At 71.0% G+C, this 16,877-nt stretch carries 16 protein-coding genes and 3 tRNA genes; 6 read left to right on the forward strand and 13 right to left on the reverse strand.

The window, feature by feature from the left end; translation table 11 throughout:
* Positions 1 to 68 precede the first annotated feature (68 nt).
* Both AC529_RS02010 and AC529_RS02015 read right to left on the reverse strand, forming a co-directional pair.
* Positions 69 to 1,079: an NAD(P)H-dependent glycerol-3-phosphate dehydrogenase gene (locus tag AC529_RS02010; RefSeq protein WP_068753209.1), complete on the reverse strand. Its 1,011-nt coding sequence runs from the start codon at positions 1,077 to 1,079 to the stop codon at positions 69 to 71.
* Complete coding sequence (locus tag AC529_RS02015) at positions 1,076 to 1,828, reverse strand: lysophospholipid acyltransferase family protein (protein WP_068753210.1); 753 nt, start codon at positions 1,826 to 1,828, stop codon at positions 1,076 to 1,078. The genes AC529_RS02010 and AC529_RS02015 overlap by 4 nt, the downstream gene beginning before the upstream one ends.
* A 211-nt stretch (positions 1,829 to 2,039) precedes the next feature.
* On the opposite strand from AC529_RS02015, the gene cofC reads away from it, so the two are divergent.
* Positions 2,040 to 2,657 (forward strand): 2-phospho-L-lactate guanylyltransferase, encoded by a 618-nt coding sequence (cofC, locus tag AC529_RS02020; RefSeq protein ID WP_068754395.1) that lies wholly within the window; start codon positions 2,040 to 2,042, stop codon positions 2,655 to 2,657.
* A gap of 69 nt (positions 2,658 to 2,726) precedes the next feature.
* Here cofC and AC529_RS02025 read toward each other — a convergent pair whose 3' ends face one another.
* From AC529_RS02025 to leuC, 4 genes are all read right to left on the reverse strand, one after another.
* Complete coding sequence (locus AC529_RS02025) at positions 2,727 to 3,005, reverse strand: HU family DNA-binding protein (protein WP_068753211.1); 279 nt, start codon at positions 3,003 to 3,005, stop codon at positions 2,727 to 2,729.
* A 77-nt stretch (positions 3,006 to 3,082) separates the two neighbouring features.
* Positions 3,083 to 3,352 (reverse strand): SCO5555 family protein, encoded by a 270-nt coding sequence (locus tag AC529_RS19345; protein ID WP_083947865.1) that lies wholly within the window; start codon positions 3,350 to 3,352, stop codon positions 3,083 to 3,085.
* The gene (gene leuD / locus AC529_RS02030) at positions 3,331 to 3,918 is read right to left on the reverse strand and encodes a 3-isopropylmalate dehydratase small subunit (RefSeq protein ID WP_068753212.1); all 588 of its coding nucleotides are present in this window, start codon (positions 3,916 to 3,918) and stop codon (positions 3,331 to 3,333) included. Before leuD ends, AC529_RS19345 begins: the two co-directional genes overlap by 22 nt.
* 30 nt (positions 3,919 to 3,948) lie before the next feature.
* Complete coding sequence (gene leuC, locus AC529_RS02035; RefSeq protein ID WP_068753213.1) at positions 3,949 to 5,346, reverse strand: 3-isopropylmalate dehydratase large subunit; 1,398 nt, start codon at positions 5,344 to 5,346, stop codon at positions 3,949 to 3,951.
* Positions 5,347 to 5,548: 202 nt separating this feature from the next.
* On the opposite strand from leuC, the gene AC529_RS02040 reads away from it, so the two are divergent.
* The gene (locus tag AC529_RS02040; protein WP_068754397.1) at positions 5,549 to 6,223 is read left to right on the forward strand and encodes an IclR family transcriptional regulator; all 675 of its coding nucleotides are present in this window, start codon (positions 5,549 to 5,551) and stop codon (positions 6,221 to 6,223) included.
* Between the two features lie 33 nt (positions 6,224 to 6,256).
* Here the strand turns inward: AC529_RS02040 and AC529_RS02045 are convergent, their stop codons facing one another.
* The 6 genes from AC529_RS02045 to AC529_RS02070 all read right to left on the reverse strand — a co-directional run bounded on the left by AC529_RS02045 (position 6,257) and on the right by AC529_RS02070 (position 10,455).
* The gene (locus AC529_RS02045; protein WP_068753214.1) at positions 6,257 to 7,372 is read right to left on the reverse strand and encodes a PQQ-dependent sugar dehydrogenase; all 1,116 of its coding nucleotides are present in this window, start codon (positions 7,370 to 7,372) and stop codon (positions 6,257 to 6,259) included.
* Between the two features lie 142 nt (positions 7,373 to 7,514).
* Positions 7,515 to 7,590: transfer RNA gene (locus AC529_RS02050), tRNA-Glu, on the reverse strand.
* Between the two features lie 111 nt (positions 7,591 to 7,701).
* A tRNA-Glu gene (locus AC529_RS02055) sits at positions 7,702 to 7,774 on the reverse strand.
* Positions 7,775 to 7,835: 61 nt separating this feature from the next.
* A tRNA-Gln gene (locus AC529_RS02060) sits at positions 7,836 to 7,907 on the reverse strand.
* A gap of 123 nt (positions 7,908 to 8,030) precedes the next feature.
* Positions 8,031 to 9,464: a glutamate--tRNA ligase gene (gene gltX, locus AC529_RS02065; protein ID WP_083947866.1), complete on the reverse strand. Its 1,434-nt coding sequence runs from the start codon at positions 9,462 to 9,464 to the stop codon at positions 8,031 to 8,033.
* Positions 9,465 to 9,468: 4 nt separating this feature from the next.
* Positions 9,469 to 10,455 (reverse strand): TetR/AcrR family transcriptional regulator C-terminal domain-containing protein, encoded by a 987-nt coding sequence (locus AC529_RS02070; RefSeq protein ID WP_083947867.1) that lies wholly within the window; start codon positions 10,453 to 10,455, stop codon positions 9,469 to 9,471.
* Between the two features lie 246 nt (positions 10,456 to 10,701).
* On the opposite strand from AC529_RS02070, the gene AC529_RS02075 reads away from it, so the two are divergent.
* On the forward strand, positions 10,702 to 12,021 hold the full coding sequence (locus tag AC529_RS02075; protein WP_068753216.1) for a DUF418 domain-containing protein: 1,320 nt from the start codon (positions 10,702 to 10,704) through the stop codon (positions 12,019 to 12,021).
* 76 nt (positions 12,022 to 12,097) lie between these two features.
* On the opposite strand, the gene AC529_RS02080 is transcribed toward AC529_RS02075, so the two are convergent.
* Positions 12,098 to 12,895 (reverse strand): fumarylacetoacetate hydrolase family protein, encoded by a 798-nt coding sequence (locus AC529_RS02080; protein ID WP_068753217.1) that lies wholly within the window; start codon positions 12,893 to 12,895, stop codon positions 12,098 to 12,100.
* A gap of 573 nt (positions 12,896 to 13,468) precedes the next feature.
* Here AC529_RS02080 and AC529_RS02085 point away from each other — a divergent pair.
* The 3 genes from AC529_RS02085 to AC529_RS02095 all read left to right on the forward strand — a co-directional run bounded on the left by AC529_RS02085 (position 13,469) and on the right by AC529_RS02095 (position 16,817).
* Positions 13,469 to 15,301 carry a glycoside hydrolase family 6 protein gene (locus AC529_RS02085; protein ID WP_068753218.1) on the forward strand — a complete coding sequence of 611 codons (1,833 nt, stop codon included), beginning with the start codon at positions 13,469 to 13,471 and terminating at the stop codon, positions 15,299 to 15,301.
* 273 nt (positions 15,302 to 15,574) lie between these two features.
* Complete coding sequence (locus AC529_RS02090; RefSeq protein ID WP_068753219.1) at positions 15,575 to 15,919, forward strand: antibiotic biosynthesis monooxygenase family protein; 345 nt, start codon at positions 15,575 to 15,577, stop codon at positions 15,917 to 15,919.
* A 133-nt stretch (positions 15,920 to 16,052) separates the two neighbouring features.
* A complete protein-coding gene (locus AC529_RS02095; protein ID WP_068753220.1) occupies positions 16,053 to 16,817 on the forward strand; it encodes a DUF3152 domain-containing protein in 765 nt (254 codons plus the stop codon).
* Positions 16,818 to 16,877 lie beyond the last annotated feature (60 nt).

Below are 16,877 nucleotides of genomic sequence, written 5' to 3' on the forward strand. Positions count from 1 at the left end.
GACGGGCCTGTCCGTGCGGTCCGGCCTCCCGGCCCGCCGCCGGGCCGGAGAGGACCACAACCGCGGCGTCACACCCCGTAGCGCTCGGGTTTGGCGCTGCGGGACATGAAGGCCAGCAGCGCATCCGCGGGCGGCAGCCCGTGGTACATCATCGCCACCACGGCCTCGGTGATGGGCATGTCCACCCCGTGGGCGCGGGCCAGGGCCAGGATCGACTGGGAGGACTTGACGCCCTCGGCGGTCTGCCGCGTCTCGGCGACCACCTCCTCCAGGGTCATGCCGGAGCCCAGCTTCTCCCCGAAGGTGCGGTTGCGGGAGAGCGGCGAGCTGCACGTGGCCACCAGGTCGCCCAGTCCGGCGAGTCCGGCGAGGGTGTACTCGTCGGCGCCGAGCGCGACCGCCAGGCGCACGGTCTCGGCGAGGCCCCGGGTGATCAGGGCGGCCTTGGCGTTGTCGCCGAAGCCCATGCCCACGGCCACGCCCACGGCCAGCGCGATGACGTTCTTGACCGCGCCGCCCAGTTCCACCCCGATGACGTCGGTGTTGGTGTAGGGGCGGAAGTAACCGGACTTGCAGATGTGTTGCAGGCGGGTGGCCGTCTCCTCGTCGGTGCAGGCGACCACGGCCGTGGCGGGCTGCCGTTCGGCGATCTCCCGGGCCAGGTTGGGTCCGGACAGCACCGCGACGCGGTGGGCGGGCAGCTTCAGCACCTCCGAGATGACCTCGCTCATCCGGCGGGAGGTGCCGACCTCGATGCCCTTCATCAGGCTCACGACGACGGCGTCGGACGGCACGGCGTCCGCCCAGGCCGCCAGGTTGGCGCGGAGCGTCTGCGCGGGCACGGCGATGACCGCGAAGTCGGCGCCCTCCAGCGCCTCCCGCACGTCGCCGGTGGCGCGCAGGCGCGGGTTGAGCGTGATCCCCGGCAGGTAGTCGGGGTTCTCGTGGCGGGTGTTGACCGCCTCGACCACCTCCGCGCGCCTGCCCCACAGCACCGTCTCCGCGGCTCCCGCGTCGGCCACCACGTTCGCGAAGGCCGTCCCCCACGATCCGCTGCCGAGCACCGCCACCTTGGTCACTTCGCGCCCCCGCCGTCGCCCTGGCCCAGCTCCTGGCCGCGCGCCCTGCGGGGGTCGTAGGGCTCCAGCGGCGGCTGCTCGCCGCGGATGTCCGCCTGGAGCCGGGTGATGGCGCTCATGATGTCGGCGGTCGCCTCGCGCAGGGTGGTCGCGGTCAGCGGCTGGCCGCGGTAGGAGGACAGGTCCACCGGCGGTCCGGCGACGACCTCGACGGGGGTGCGGGGGAAGAGCCGGAGCTTCTTGGTGCCGTAGGGGAGGAGGCGCTGCTCGCCCCAGTGGGCCACCGGGACCACCGGGACTCCGGTGCGCAGCGCGAGCCGCGCCACCCCGGTCTTGGCGGCCATGGGCCACAGGTCGGGGTCGCGGGTGCAGGTGCCCTCGGGGTAGAAGATCACCGCGGCGCCGTGCTCGGTGAGCGCCTCCTCGGCCTCGTGCAGCGCCTTGACGGCGTCGGCGGTGCCCCGGTGGACGGGGATCTGGCCGAGTTTACGCACCGCCGGTCCGATGACGGGGATGCGGAAGACGCCCTCCTTGGCGGTGAAGGTCGGCCAGCGGCGTCCGGCGACGTACAGGAAGTGGGCGACCGTCAGGGGGTCGGCCACCGACAGGTGGTTGGCCGCGATGATCACTCCCCCCTCGCGGGGGATGTGCTCTTGGCCACGCCAGGTGGGCCTGGTGACGGAAGCGATGAGCGGACGTACGACACAGACGGCGAGCGCCTTCAGCCAGCGCGACTCGCGGCGTTTCATGTGGACTCCTCCGATCGGTTGACGTTCCGGCGCCCGCCCCGTCGCGGGTGTCCGCGCAACCTTCCAGCACTCCATTGTCAGGGCTGCGGGAAGGTGCCGTTCCCGGTTCCTTCCGGCGGGGACATAGTCTCTTCTACCGGTTCCCAATCGACCGGTCGGGGGGATGGTGGACGCGGAACTGACACGTCGGCGCTGGTCGGTCGTGGTGCCGGTGAAGAGGCTGGCTGCGGCCAAGTCCCGGCTCGCCGAGTTCGTCGGCGCCCGCCGGGCGGACCTGGCGCTGGCGCTCGCCTGCGACACGGTGCGTGCGGTCGCGGCGACGCCCGGGGTGGCTGCGGTGTTCGCGGTCACCGAGGATGCCACGGCCGCCGCGGCACTGGAACGGCTCGGGGCGCACGTGGTCACGGGGGAGCCCGGGACCGGGCTCAACGCGGCGCTGCGGCACGGTGCGGCCCGCGCCCGCCAGCTCTGTCCGGACGCCGGGGTGTGCGCGCTGTCCGCGGATCTTCCGGCGCTGCGCCCGGCCGAGCTGGCGCGGGTGCTGGCCGCGGCGGCGGCCTACCCGTGCGCCTTCCTCGCCGACGCCCACGGGGTGGGGACCACGCTGTACAGCACCGCTCCCCGGGAGGTGTTCGCCCCCTCCTTCGAAGGGCGGTCGCGGCTGCGGCACCGGGAGGGCGGGGCCGTGGAACTGGACCTGGAGGGGGTCGCCACGGTCCGCTGCGACGTGGACACCCCCGACGACCTGCGGACCGCCGCCCTGCTCGGGGTGGGGCCGCACACCGCCGCGCTGCTGGACGCCCTGGGCGTGGCGCCGGTCGGCGGCTGAGGTCCCGGCATGCCGCTGCCCGGGGCCCCGTGCGGGACCCCGGGCAGCGGTGCGGCGGTCGAACGGCCGTTACTTCTCGCCGTTCACCAGGGCCTTGAAATCAGCGCCGGGACGGAACTTCGGAACGAAGCTCGCCGGGACGTTGATGGTGGCTCCGGTGGAGGGGTTGCGGGCGGTGCGGGCCGCTCGTTCGGCCTTCTCAAAGACCCCGAACCCCGTGATGGCCACCTTGTCGCCCTTGGCGACGGTCTGCTGGATCGTGTCCAGAACGGCGTTGACGGCTTCCGTGGCGGTCTTCTTGTCCCCCAGCCGCCCCGAAATCGCGTCGATCAGATCACGCTTGTTCATGGTTCCTCCGGTTCCCCCTTGCTCGCTTGAAACTAGGGGAAACCAGGGGGCTGACACAAACACAAACGCCTGTCAGATCAGCGTGTCGGGGCTTCTTTGGCCGCTTCGGCCAGCTCAGCCAGCATGCGGTCGAGCCGTTCCGACGCCTGAACCGGGTCCCTTTTGACCCGTTCTGTCACCATTAACAGCCTACGAATCACCTGAATCCGAACGGTTTCGGGAAGGGAATTCGCCTGGCGGTGGGCTTCTTTGAGCCGTTTTGCCAAATCTCGGTAAAATTCCCGCTCCGCCGCAGATTCCGGGTCTTCTTCGGCTTCCGGCGGCTCTACTGGGTGACCGGCAGCCATGGCTTCCGGCGCTTCTCGTACTCGGCGATGGCGTCGGTGTGGCGCAGCGTCAGGTCGATGTCGTCGAGCCCCTCCATGAGGCGCCACCGGGTGTAGTCGTCCAGCTCGAACGGCTCCACCAGGTCGCCCGCGCGCACCTGGCGCTCCACCAGGTCGACCGTGACCTCGGTGGTGGGGTCGGCCTCGACCATGTCCCACAGCTTCTCGATGACCGGCTGCGGCAGCACGACGGTCAGCAGGCCGCCCTTGAGGGAGTTGCCGCGGAAGATGTCGGCGAAGCGGGAGGACAGCACGGCCTTGAAGCCGTAGTTCTGCAGGGCCCACACGGCGTGCTCCCGGGAGGAGCCGGTGCCGAAGTCGGGTCCGGCGATGAGCACCGTGCCCTCGGCGTACTCCGGCTTGTTCAGCACGAAGTCGGGGTCGGCCCGCCAGGCGGCGAACAGGCCGTCCTCGAAGCCGGTGCGGCTGACCCGCTTGAGGTAGACGGCGGGGATGATCTGGTCGGTGTCCACGTTGCTGCGGCGCAGCGGCACGGCGCGTCCGGTGTGGACGGTGAACTTCTCCATGTCGGTGTGTCCTCGTGAGTCTCGGGCGGGCTACAGGTCGGCGGGCGAGGACAGCGTGCCGCGCACCGCGGTGGCGGCGGCGACCAGCGGCGACACCAGGTGGGTGCGGCCGCCCTTGCCCTGTCGGCCCTCGAAGTTGCGGTTGGAGGTGGAGGCGCTGCGCTCGCCGGGCTTGAGCGTGTCCGGGTTCATGCCCAGGCACATCGAGCAGCCCGCCTCGCGCCACTCGGCGCCGGCGGCCTTGAAGATCTCGTCCAGGCCCTCGGCCGCGGCCTGCTCCTTGACCCGCTGGGAGCCGGGGACGACGAGCATGCGCACGTGGTCGGCGACCTTGCGGCCCTTGATGACCTCGGCGGCGGCCCGCAGGTCCTCGATCCGGCCGTTGGTGCAGGAGCCGACGAAGACGGTGTCGACGCGGATGTCGCGCAGCGGGGTGCCCGGCTTGAGGTCCATGTAGGCCAGCGCCTTCTCGGCGGCGGCCCGCTCGACCGGGTCCTCGAAGGAGGCCGGGTCGGGCACCACGGAGTCCAGCGGGGCGCCCTGGCCGGGGTTGGTGCCCCAGGTGACGAACGGGCTGAGCTCGTCGGCGTCGAGGAAGACCTCCTTGTCGAAGACCGCGTCCTCGTCGGTGACCAGGGTCTTCCAGTACTCGACGGCCTGGTCCCACAGCTCGCCCTTGGGGGCGTGCGGGCGGCCCTTGATGTAGTCGAAGGTGGTCTGGTCGGGGGCGATCATGCCGGCGCGGGCGCCCGCCTCGATCGACATGTTGCAGATGGTCATGCGGGCTTCCATGGACAGCGCCCGGATGGCCTCGCCCCGGTACTCGATGACGTAGCCCTGGCCGCCGCCGGTGCCGATCTTGGCGATCACCGCGAGGATGATGTCCTTGGCGGTCACCCCCGGCTTGAGGGAGCCGGTGACGTTGACGGCCATGGTCTTGAACGGCGTCATCGGCAGGGTCTGGGTGGCCATGACGTGCTCGACCTGGCTGGTGCCGATACCGAAGGCCAGGGCGCCGAACGCGCCGTGCGTGCTGGTGTGGCTGTCGCCGCAGACGATGGTCATGCCCGGCTGGGTGAGGCCCAGCTGGGGGCCGATGACGTGGACGATGCCCTGGTCGATGTCGCCCATCTGGTGCAGGCGCACACCGAACTCGGAGGCGTTCTTGCGCAGGGTCTCGACCTGGGTGCGCGAGACCGGGTCGGCGATCGGCAGGAAGATGTTCTCGGTGGGGACGTTGTGGTCCTCGGTGGCGATCGTGAGGTCCGGACGACGCAGCCTCCGGTTGGCCAGGCGGAGTCCTTCGAACGCCTGGGGGCTGGTGACCTCGTGCACCAGATGCAGGTCGATGTAGAGCAGGTCGGGCTCGCCCTCGGCTCGCCTGACGACATGCTCCTCCCAGACCTTTTCGGCCATCGTGCGGGCCATGTACGACGCCTCCTCGCGTCTCGACGGTTGTCGTGGGGTTCTCGCCGCCACGCGCCGGTCGCCACGGGGACCGGCGCGGAAGTCCTGCCCGCGCTGTCCGCACGTACGGGCTGGCGAATTTGCATTCCAAATAGCGAGACGGCAATATCAAGCCATGGACAACTCTAGCCCATCCAGCGGTGTAGGTGTGTTGGACAAGACCATGTCGGTCCTTGACGCGCTGGAGTCCGGCCCCGCCACGTTGGCCCAACTGGTGCGGATCACCGGCCTGGCACGGCCCACGGCGCACCGGCTGGCGGTCGCGTTGGAACGGCACCGCATGGTCGCCCGGGACAGCCAGGGGCGCTTCGTCCTCGGCCCCCGGCTCAACGAGTTGTCCATCGCCACCGGCGAGGACCGCCTCCTGGCCGTCGCCAACCCGGTGCTCGTCCAACTGCGCGACCGCACCGGGGAGAGCGCCCAGCTCTACCGCCGCCAGGGGGACGTCCGGGTGTGCGTGGCCGCGGCCGAACGCACCAGCGGCCTGCGCGACACCGTCCCGGTCGGCAGCGAACTGCCCATGACCGCGGGGTCGGCCGCCCAGATCCTGCTGGCCTGGGAGGACTCCGAGCGTATCCGCCGCGCGCTGCGCGGCGCACACTTCACCGCCGCCACCCTGTCCCAGGTACGCCGCCGCCGGTGGGCGCAGAGCGTGGGCGAGCGCGAACCGGGGGTGGCCTCGGTCTCGGCACCCGTCACCGCCCCGGGCGGCCGCGTCATCGCCGCGGTCTCCGTCTCCGGCCCGCTGGAGCGCCTGACCCGCTCCCCCGGGCGGCTGTACGCCGCCGAGGTCCTGGCCGCCGCGGGGAAGATCAGCGAGGCGCTGCGCAGCGGCTGACCCGGTCGGCCGCCGACGGGCGGGCCGCCGGAGTCATCCGCCCAGCGGGACGCGCAGCAGCACGTCGTCGTCGGCGTCGGGGCTCCCCCGGCCGTCGCGGTTGCTGGTGGCCACCCACAGCGCCCGCCCGCCGGGCTCCACCTCGACCGCGCGCAGCCTGCCGTGGTCGCCGACGAGGAGGGCCTCGGGGGCGCCCACCGGGTCGGCGGCGTCGCCGGTCAGCGGGACCCGCCACAGGCGCTCCCCGCGCAGCGCCGCGACCCACAGCGCGCCGCCCGCGACCGCCGCCCCGCTGGGAGAGGCCTCGTCGGTGCTCCAGGTGGCCACCGGGTCGACGAACTCCGGGCCGCCGCCGGTCCCCTCCACCTCCGGCCAGCCGTAGTTGCCGCCCGCCTCGATCACGTTGACCTCGTCGAAGGTGTTCTGGCCGAACTCGGTGGCATACAGGGTGCCGTCCGCGTCCCAGGCCAGCCCCTGCACGTTGCGGTGCCCGTAGCTGTGCACGAGGTTGCCGAAGGGGGCGTCCGGGACCGGCTCCCCGTCGGGTGTCATCCGCAGGATCTTGCCCGCCGGCGAACCGGTGTCCTGGGCCAGCTCCTCCCGGCCCGCGTCCCCGGTCGCCACGTACAGCGTGCCGTCGGGGCCGAACGCGATCCGGCCGCCGTTGTGGTTGGCCGCCCTGGGGATGCCGGCCACGACCGTCTCCGGCTCCCCGAGGCCGCGGCCGGGGTCGTAGGCCATGCGGACGACGCGGTTGTCGGACCCGGTGGTGAGGTAGGCGTAGACCAGCGGCTCCTCGGCGAAGTCCGGGGGGACCGCGAGGCCCAGCAGGCCGCCCTCCCCGTCCGGGGCCACCCCGGGGACCGTACCCGCCTCCCCGACGGCGCCGTCGGGGGAGACCCGCAGGACGCGCCCGGAGTCGCGCTCCGACACCAGCGCCGCGCCGTCGGGCAGGAACGCGATCGCCCAGGGGACGCGCAGCCCGGTGGCGACGACCTCCGGCGCGCCGACCCGCAGGCCCTGCTCCGGCGCGCTCGTCTCCTGGGCGGAGGTGGTCGGCGGTACCGGAGCCTCCTGCTCGGAGCCGCCCCCGCAGCCCGCCGCCGCCAGCAGCAGTGCCGCCGCTGCGGCCCGCCCTCGTCCGCCCATGTCCGCCTCCGCGATCCTGGCCCTCTCCGGAGCACCGGCTACGGGGAGGTGTACCCCGCACGCCTCGGCGCGAGCGTGGCGGGCGCCGGAAGGGAGGCGACAACGGAAGAGCCCCGCCTCGGTGAGGCGGGGCTCTTCCGACTGGTACCCCCGACCGGATTTGAACCGGCGTTACCGCCTTGAGAGGGCGGCGTCCTAGGCCGCTAGACGACGGGGGCCTGGACCGGACGGCCGCGAGCCGGAATCCCGGAGACTGCGACGTCCCGAATTCGGAGACGAACAGCGTCCCCTCGCAGAACAACTCCTGTGTGGCGGAGAGTCCCTGTGAGTACCCCCGACCGGATTTGAACCGGCGTTACCGCCTTGAGAGGGCGGCGTCCTAGGCCGCTAGACGACGGGGGCCGTGGACGACTGCGAAGTCGTGGTGGAGGTTCAGCACGGATGGCTTCCGGGAGGACCACCGCTGGGGTACCAGGACTCGAACCTAGACTAACTGAACCAGAATCAGTCGTGCTGCCAATTACACCATACCCCAGTGCTCATCGGAGACCGGCCCGCTCTGGGAGCCGCTCCCCTTGGCGCAGGCATAACTTTAGCGGACATCTGGCGTGCTCGCGAACGGAAAGCGGGGCAGCTCGGTGCCGCCCCGCTCTCCGGGTCACTCGTCCGCGTCCCCGAGCCGGTCCAGAGCGGCGCGCAGCCGCTCCTGCACCCGGCTCCGACCCAGCAGCTCCAACGACTCGAACAGCGGCAGTCCGACCGTGCGGCCGGTGACCGCCACCCGCACCGGGGCCTGGGCCTTGCCGAGCTTGAGCCCCTGCGCCGCGGCGACCTCCTCCAGGGCCTCCTTGAGCGGCTCGGCCCGCCACTCCAGGGCCGGGTCGGCGAAGCGCTCCAGGGCCGCGCCGAGCATCTCCCTGCCCACGCCCGGCTTCATGGCCTTGGCCCAGCTCTTCTCGTCCTCCACCGGCCGGTCCAGGAAGAAGAAGTCGACGTAGGGGACGATCTCGCTGAGCACGGCGACCCGGCTCTGCGCCAGCGGCGCGACGGCCTCGAACACCTTGGCGTCGAAGTTCTCCGCCGGCCAGGGCGCGCTCTCCGATCCCAGCCACGGCGCGCAGCGCTCGATGAACTCGGTCACGTCGAGCGCGCGGATGTACTCGCCGTTGAAGGCGCGCAGCTTCTTCTCGTCGAAGAAGGCGCTGGAGCTGTTGACGTCCTCCAGCCGGAACAGCGGGACCATCTCCTCGAACGGCATGATCTCGCGGTCCCCGCCGGGGCCCCAGCCGAGCAGCATCAGGTAGTTGACCATCGCCTCGGGCAGGTACCCCTCGGCGAGGTAGTCCTCCAGCGCGACCTTGTCGCGGCGCTTGGACAGCTTCTGCCGCTTCTCGTTGACGATCACCGGCAGGTGCGCCCAGACCGGCGGGGTGCGGTCCAGCGCCTCCCACAGCAACTGCTGCTTGGGGGTGTTGGACAGGTGCTCCTCGCCGCGCACGACGTGCGTGATGTCCATCTCGATGTCGTCGACCACGTTGGCCAGCACGAACAGGGGGGAGCCGTCGGCGCGCGCGATCACGAAGTCCTCGATCGCGCTGTGGTCGAACTCGACCCGGCCCCGGATCTTGTCGTCGACCACGGTGGGACCGCCGTCGGGGACCCGGAAGCGCAGCGCCCGGCCCGGCCCCGGTCCCAGCCCGCGGTCCCGGCAGTACCCGTCGTAGCCGAGGTGGGGGTTGCCGCGGCGCTCCTGGACCTGCTCGCGGGTGCAGTCGCAGTAGTAGGCGCGGCCGTTCCGGTACAGCGCCTCGGCGACCTCGCGGTGCTTGTCGGCGTAGGACGACTGGAAGTAGGGGCCCTCGAAGTGCGGATCCCGTTCGTCGATGCCGAGGGCGGACAGCGCGCGCAGGATGCCCTCGGTCCACTCGGGCCGGTTGCGCGCGGCGTCGGTGTCCTCGATGCGCAGGACGAGTCTGCCGTCCGGCTGCTGTAGGGCGAGCGCCCAGTTGAACAGCGCCGACCGTGCGCCGCCGACGTGGAACATCCCCGTCGGGGAGGGCGCGAAGCGGGTGCGAATAGCCTTGTCAGTCACGGCTTCAGCCTATCGAGGGGGAGTCGTCCCGGGCGCTGTCCGACGGGCCGCCCTCCTCCCCCGGTCCGAAGAAGCCCGCCAGCCCGTCGAGCAGGCGCCGCAGGCCGAAGTCGAAGACGGCGTCGATGTCGGGCGGCTCGGGGACGGCGAACAGGACCGGGTAGTCGCCGCTCTCCTCGAACGGGGCGAGGTGCTCCTCCTGGACCTCCCACCACTCGGCGGAGCTGAGGCCGGTCTCCTTCTCCTCCTCCGCGTCGAGGCCGAGCTGGCCTGCCATGCCGTAGACGTAGCCGGTGAGGGAGGCGACCGCGCGGAGGGCGGTCGACGGGTCGTGGCCGCGTGCGGTGAGCAGCCGCATCATCCACTCGGTCTGGGCGATGGCTCCCCTGGTCAGCAGCGGACGCGGCAGCGAGACCAGGCGGGCCATCCAGGGGTGGCGCCGGAACATCTCCCAGTGCCTGCGGGCGGCCAGCTCCAGCCCGGTGAGCCAGTCCCGCGGCGGGTCGGGCAGGGCGTGCTCGGTGAACACGGCGTCGGCCATCTGCCGGACCAGGTCGCTCTTGGCGGAGACGTACCGGTACAGGGCCATGGTGGTGACGCCGAGCTGCGCGGCCACCCGGCGCATGGACAGCCCGTCGATGCCCTCGGCGTCGGCGACGGCGATCGCGGCGCGCACGATCGCCGTGTGGCTGAGCCCTGTCTCGGTGCTCCGCGGCCGGGCGCGCCGGGGCTGGGGCCGCTCCGCCCCCCGCGGCTGGACCGTCCGGCGCACCACGCTGCCGACCCCGGGCCGGGGCAGGATCAGGCCCTCGTCGCGCAGCACCGCGAGGGCCCTGGTGGCGGTGGCCATGGCCACCCCCCAGCGGCGGGTGATCTCGCGCGTGGAGGGCACGCGCTCACCCGGGCGCAGTTCACCGGACTCGATGCGCGAGCGGATGTCGGCCGCGATCCGCACGTAGGGCGGCTCCCGGCGGGGGGCGGAGTCGTCCACGCTTTCCTCCCATGACGCCTGACGTTCCCGAGTGTACTAGTGCACTAGGCAGGTGCCCCACCTCGCGACACCCCTCTGGAACCCTCGTCTCCCCGTCCTTCTTCCCTGGCACACAGGCGCCGGACGACCGTTCTGCACTAGAACACCAAAAGCGGAAAACCACGACTTTCAGGTGATTCTCACTCTGTTTATGCCATACACTCGGCAGGGGGAGTGGTCCTCTCCGTTCAGGAAAGAAGGTGAACCATGGCCGGACACGACCGCCCCGGAGAACCGGCGGGGCACGACCCTGTTGACGTCGTACACCAATCCGCTCCGCCACCGCCCGGCGGCACGTCCGCACTGCGCGGGCCGGTGGGCTCCCGGGAACGGGCGCTCGCGCCCGACCTGGCACGCGGCTTCATGCTGCTGCTGATCGCGCTGGCCAACTCGGTCTGGTACCTGTGGGCCGCCGAGTCCTCCGGAGTGGTCGCCCACCCGGTGGACGGGTCCACGGCCGACCGGATCGTGCAGGGCGTCCTGATGACCGTGGTGGACGGCCGTACCTACCCCATGTTCGCCTTCCTGTTCGGCTACGGCATGGTGCAGTTGTGGCTCCGCCAGCGCGCCGCCGGGGCCGACGAGAAGGCCGTGCGCGCCCTGCTGCGCCGCCGCAACCTGTGGCTGCTGGCCTTCGGCCTGGTCCACGCCGCCCTGCTGTGGTACGGCGACATCCTCGGCGCCTACGGCTTCGTCGGCCTGCTCTTCGGCTGGCTCTTCCTGCGCCGCGCCGACCGCACCCTGCTGGTCTGGGCGGCCGTCCTCAGCGGGCTGCTCCTGGCCACGACGGCGCTGGCCGTGCTGGGCGCGCTCGCCACCCCGGAGAGCGCCGCCCCGGCCCCCGCCGGAGACGACCCCCTCAGCTCGCTGGTGCCCTCGCCCGCGCTCAACGCCGTGGAGGACTACCCCACCTCGGTGCTGCTGCGCATCGTCCCCTGGCTGTTCCTGGTGGTGGCGCAGGGGCTGCTCACCTTCACCATCCCGGTCGCGATCCTGCTGGCCTTCTGGGCCGCCCGCCGCCGCGTCCTGGAGGAGCCCGGCAGGCACCTGCGGCTGCTGCGCACCACCGCCCTGGTCGGCATTCCCCTGGGCTGGCTCGGCGCCCTGCCGCACGCCCTGTACCACCTGGGCCTGCTGGAGCTGCCCCCACTGCTGGGCGAGACGATGATCTCCGTCGCCTCGGCCACCGGACTGGCCACCGGGCTCGGCTACGTGGCCCTGTTCGGACTGATCGCCCACCGCCTCAGCCGCCGCGCCGCCACCGGCACGGTGGTGACCGCCCTGGCTGCCGTCGGCAAGCGCTCCCTGTCCTGCTACCTCGCCCAGTCCGTGCTGTTCGCCCCCGTCCTGGCCGCCTGGGGCCTGGGGCTGGGCGCCCACCTGCACAGCGCCACCATGGCCCTGTACGCCACCGGCGTCTGGCTCGCCACCGTGGTCCTGGCCTACCTGCTGGAACGCGCCGGCCAGCGCGGTCCCGCCGAGGTCCTGCTGCGTCGGCTCGCCTACCGCAGGCCCGTCCGCCGCTGAGCCGCTCCGGCCCGTGCCGTCGCCCTGGAGGCGGCACGGGCCCGCTGCTCGTGGCGCTCTGCGCCGACCGGTGAGGTCAGTCCCGGGCGACCACCCGGTTGGTCAGCTCGCCGACGCCCTCGATCTCGACCGTCATGTGCTGTCCCACCTCCACCGGGCCGACTCCGGCCGGGGTCCCGGTGAGGATCACGTCGCCGGGCAGCAGGGTCATGAAGGAGCTCACGTAGGCGATGATCTCGGGGATGCCGTGGATCATCTGCGCGGTGTTGCCGTCTTGGCGGACCTCGCCGTCCACGGTGGTGGTGATGCGCAGCTTGCCCGCCTCCTCCAGGCTCAGCCCGGTCTCGATCCACGGGCCGAGCGGGCAGAAGGAGTCGAACCCCTTGGCCCGGGTCCACTGCTGGTCGCTCTGTTGCAGGTCGCGGGCGGTGACGTCGTTGCCGACGGTGTAGCCGAAGATGACGTCCTTGGCCCGCTCGACCGGGACCTCTCGGCAGAGCCGGCCGATGACCACGGCCAGTTCGCCCTCGTAGTCCACCCGTGAGGAGAGCGCCGGGTAGAAGACCGGGTCGTTGGGGCCGACCACGGCGGTCGAGGGCTTGAGGAAGACGACCGGGTCCGCGCCCTTCTCTCCGGTGATGTGGCTCATCTCCGCGACGTGGTCGGCGTAGTTCTTGCCGATGCACACGACCTTGGTGGGCAGCACCGGGGAGAGCAGCCGCACGTCTTCGAGCTTCTTGCGTTCCCCGGTGAGCTGGATCTGGCCCAGCAGCGGATGCCCCTTCATCCGCGAGACGAACCGGTTGCCCTCGTCGTCGGTGTCGACCAGGCCGAAACCGACCTCATCACCGGCCGAGAATCTCGCGATGCGCACGGGACTCCCCCTCATCCTTCGAGTGCGGTTGATCACTCCCAGGCTACCGACCCCCCAATTTCGGACCGTTTTCCTTGGCACATCGAGGTGTCCTTATTTCCGCTTCCTCCCCTCACCGACCGTCCCGCACCGATCACCGGAGCACACCCCGCCCGGAAACGGTCCGCACACGACCCGTCCCCTCCGGTAATCACATAAGCCCACTTAACGGAGTATTTACAACGGGTCATGGAGTGGCTACTCTCTTTTGGGAGCGCTCCCGTGTCGCCCATCACACGAAGGAGTGAAGGCGGTCACGGTAGGGCTCACATGTGACGCGCATTTTCGACCCCCTTTGGGTCCGCCAGTGGGAGCGCTCCCATTGACGGAAACCCACCTGGCCCAGACCGTCCGACTGAATCGCCCATCCCCCGCTCTCTGTCGGAGGCAACCGTGTTCCGCATCCCCCGCGCTCCCCCGGAGCACCCGACGGCCCGCGTTCTCACGCAGACCAGTCGGCCGAACGCCGTTGCGTCCGGTTCTCGACTGTCCCCCCGAATCGAGAACACTTCACTGATCAAGGAAGACACCAAGATGAGTAAAGTTCGTGCCACGAACAAGCGTTCGTGGATGAGGCGCGGCCTGGCCGCCGCCTCCGCCGTGGCGCTCAGCGCCTCGACGGTGGCGCTGGCCGCTCCGGCCTACGCCGCCGGCTGCTCGGTGGACTACCAGGTCAACTCCTGGGGCACCGGCTTCACCGCCAACGTGACCATCACCAACCTGGGCAGCGCGATCAACAGCTGGACCCTGGAGTGGGACTTCCCCGGCAACCAGCAGGTGACGAACCTGTGGAACGGGTCCTACACCCAGTCCGGCAAGCACGTGAGGGTGACCAACGCCCCCTACAACGGCTCCGTCGCCGCGAACGGGACCGTGAACTTCGGGTTCAACGGTTCCTACTCGGGCACCAACGACCTGCCCACCTCGTTCACCCTGAACGGCGTGACCTGTAACGGATCCGACGACGGCGGGAACGACGGCGGGAACGACGGCGGCAACGACGGCGGCAACGACGGCGGGAACGACGGCGGCAACGACGGCGGCAACGACGGCGGGAACGACGGCGGCAACGACGGCGGCAACAACGGCGGCAACAACGGCACCAAGGTCGACAACCCGTTCGCCGGCGCCAGGGGCTACGTGAACCCGGTCTGGTCCGCCAAGGCCGCCGCCGAGCCGGGCGGTTCCGCGGTCGCCAACGTGTCCACCGCTCTCTGGCTGGACCGCATCGGCGCCATCGAGGGCAACGACAGCCCGACCACCGGCTCCATGGGTCTGCGTGACCACCTGGAGGAGGCCGTCCGCCAGGCCAACGGCGAGCCGCTGGTCATCCAGGTCGTCATCTACAACCTGCCGGGTCGCGACTGTGCCGCGCTGGCCTCCAACGGTGAGCTCGGACCGGACGAGATCGACCGGTACAAGAACGAGTACATCGACCCGATCGCCGACATCATGTGGGACTTTGCGCAGTACGACAACCTGCGCATCGTCACGATCGTCGAGATCGACTCGCTGCCGAACCTCGTCACCAACACCAGCGACAACGCCGGTGGCACCGAGCTGTGCGACGAGATGAAGCGGAACGGCAACTACGTCAACGGCGTCGGCTACGCCCTGAACAAGCTGGGTGAGATCCCGAACGTCTACAACTACATCGACGCCGCCCACCACGGCTGGATCGGTTGGGACTCCAACTTCGGCCCGTCGGTGAACATCTTCTACGAGGCCGCCACCGCCTCCGGCGCCACCGTGGACGACGTGCACGGCTTCATCTCCAACACGGCCAACTACTCGCCCACCGTGGAGCCGTACCTGGACGTCCAGGGCACGGTCAACGGCCAGTTGATCCGCCAGTCCAAGTGGGTCGACTGGAACCAGTACGTCGATGAGCTGTCCTTCGTCCAGGACCTGCGCCAGGCCCTGATCGCCAAGGGCTTCCGCTCCGACATCGGCATGCTGATCGACACTTCTCGCAACGGCTGGGGCGGCCCGAACCGTCCGACCGGACCGAGCTCGTCGACCGACCTGAACACCTTCGTCGACCAGAGCCGCATCGACCGCCGTATCCACCCCGGCAACTGGTGCAACCAGGCCGGTGCGGGTATGGGTGAGCGTCCCACCGCCAACCCCGCGCCCGGCGTCGACGCCTACGTCTGGGTCAAGCCTCCGGGCGAGTCCGACGGTGCGAGCGAGTACATCCCGAACGACGAGGGCAAGGGCTTCGACGAGATGTGCAGCCCGACCTACCAGGGCAACGCTCGCAACGGCCACAGCCCCTCGGGTGCGCTGCCCAACGCCCCGATCTCCGGCCACTGGTTCTCCGCCCAGTTCCGTGAGCTGCTGGCCAACGCCTACCCGCCTCTGTAAAGAGGAGCCAGGTGCTGGCTGACAGTCCCCTCGGGAACTGATCGGTACCGGACAACCGGAACAGGCGCCCGTCCACCGCAGCGGTGGGCGGGCGCCGCCCTGTGCGCGGTCCGTGTCCCCGCCGGGGGGCACGGACCGCCGCGTTCCGGTGATGTCGGACACCTCCCCCGGCGCGGCGAACCGCCGAGGACTTCCACCCCGAAACGGCCCCTCCCAGGTGCTGCATTAGTTTGGCCGGTAGTTCGACCCACCATCGTCGATGAGAGGTGTCCCATGGCCAGTGTGGTGAAGTTCAACGTCCTGACGGTGCCGCCCGGTGCCGGTGCCACCCTGGAGGAGCGCTTCGCGCGGCGGGCGGGTCTGGTGGAGAACCAGCCCGGCTTCGAGGAGTTCCAGTTGCTGCGTCCGGTCGAGGGGACCGACAAGTACCTGGTCTACACGCGCTGGCGCTCCGAGGAGGACTTCCAGAACTGGCTGAAGAGCCGGGCCTTCGAGCAGGGCCACGCCCAGGCGGCCGAGGAGTCCCGCCAGCCCGGCCACGGCCACGGGGGCCCGGCCGCGACCGCCAGCGAGCTCTGGAGCTTCGAGGTCGTGCAGCAGGTGACCGCCAAGGGCTAGACGTCTCCTCCCGGCCCCCGGTCCGACACCGGGGGCCGCCCCTCCCCCGCACCCCTTTTTCTCCTCTCCCGCACCCCTTCTGATCTGCAAAGATGAGATGATCTGCGATTCGCGAGAAAGGCCGCTCTTGTCCATGACTGCGCAGAAGGCAGGACGACCGCGCCATGTCGGTCGACACCGACGGCGCCGACTGCCGCTGGGGACGATCGCGGGGCTGGTGGTTGCACTGTCCGGCCTGGGGGTCGTGTCGGCCAACGTGTTCCCCCTGGAGCCGTCCGAACCGGCGTCGGCGGTCCCCGCCACCTCACAGGAGGAGTCCCGCTCCGCCGCCTCTCCGTCGCCCCTGCCGCCGCTGCTGCGCTCGGTGGAGCGGGAGGTGGCCAGCGCGAGCGGGAAGCTGCGCGTGGTCGAGGGGGAGAGCCAGGTGGCCGGCGACGGGCCGCTCCTGCGCTACCTGGTGGAGGTGGAGGAGGGCCTTCCCGGCGACCCCGCGGACTTCGCCGCCGCGGTGGAGCAGGTGCTGGGCGACCCCCGGGGATGGACCCACGACGGCTCGCGCTCCCTACAGCGGGTGGACGAGGGCCCGGTGGACTTCCGGGTCGTCCTGGCCTCCCCGGAGACCGTGGACGAGCACTGCGCGCCGCTACAGACCGACGGCTACGTCTCCTGCTTCGCGGACGGCCGCGCGATGATCAACCAGAACCGCTGGGTCTCGGGGGTGCCGCACTTCGAGGGGGACCTGGAGACCTACCGCACGTACGTGATCAACCACGAGGTGGGCCACGCCCTGGGCAACGGCCACGTGGACTGCCCCGCTCCGGGCGAGCCGGCGCCGGTCATGCAGCAGCAGACCTTCGGCCTCCAGGGCTGCACGAAGAACGGATGGGTCAAGCCCTGACACCGGGCCCGTCTCCCCGCTCCTGACGAGGCTCCGTCTCCCCGTCGCCCGGACGGAACC

The organism is Thermobifida cellulosilytica TB100, assembly GCF_001517975.1.
GTDB lineage: Bacteria > Actinomycetota > Actinomycetes > Streptosporangiales > Streptosporangiaceae > Thermobifida > Thermobifida cellulosilytica.

Bases quoted from the DNA above. Each gene is read 5' to 3' on its own strand.
- AC529_RS02015 (WP_068753210.1), bottom strand. From the start codon at position 1,828: ATGAAACGCCGCGAGTCGCGCTGGCTGAAGGCGCTCGCCGTCTGTGTC.
- AC529_RS02040 (WP_068754397.1), top strand. From the start codon at position 5,549: ATGTCGGTCCTTGACGCGCTGGAGTCCGGCCCCGCCACGTTGGCCCAA.
- leuC (WP_068753213.1), bottom strand. From the start codon at position 5,346: ATGGCCCGCACGATGGCCGAAAAGGTCTGGGAGGAGCATGTCGTCAGG.
- AC529_RS02085 (WP_068753218.1), top strand. From the start codon at position 13,469: ATGAGTAAAGTTCGTGCCACGAACAAGCGTTCGTGGATGAGGCGCGGC.
- AC529_RS02075 (WP_068753216.1), top strand. From the start codon at position 10,702: ATGGCCGGACACGACCGCCCCGGAGAACCGGCGGGGCACGACCCTGTT.
- AC529_RS02025 (WP_068753211.1), bottom strand. From the start codon at position 3,005: ATGAACAAGCGTGATCTGATCGACGCGATTTCGGGGCGGCTGGGGGAC.
- AC529_RS02045 (WP_068753214.1), bottom strand. From the start codon at position 7,372: ATGGGCGGACGAGGGCGGGCCGCAGCGGCGGCACTGCTGCTGGCGGCG.
- leuD (WP_068753212.1), bottom strand. From the start codon at position 3,918: ATGGAGAAGTTCACCGTCCACACCGGACGCGCCGTGCCGCTGCGCCGC.
- AC529_RS02090 (WP_068753219.1), top strand. From the start codon at position 15,575: ATGGCCAGTGTGGTGAAGTTCAACGTCCTGACGGTGCCGCCCGGTGCC.
- AC529_RS19345 (WP_083947865.1), bottom strand. From the start codon at position 3,352: ATGGCTGCCGGTCACCCAGTAGAGCCGCCGGAAGCCGAAGAAGACCCG.
- AC529_RS02095 (WP_068753220.1), top strand. From the start codon at position 16,053: ATGACTGCGCAGAAGGCAGGACGACCGCGCCATGTCGGTCGACACCGA.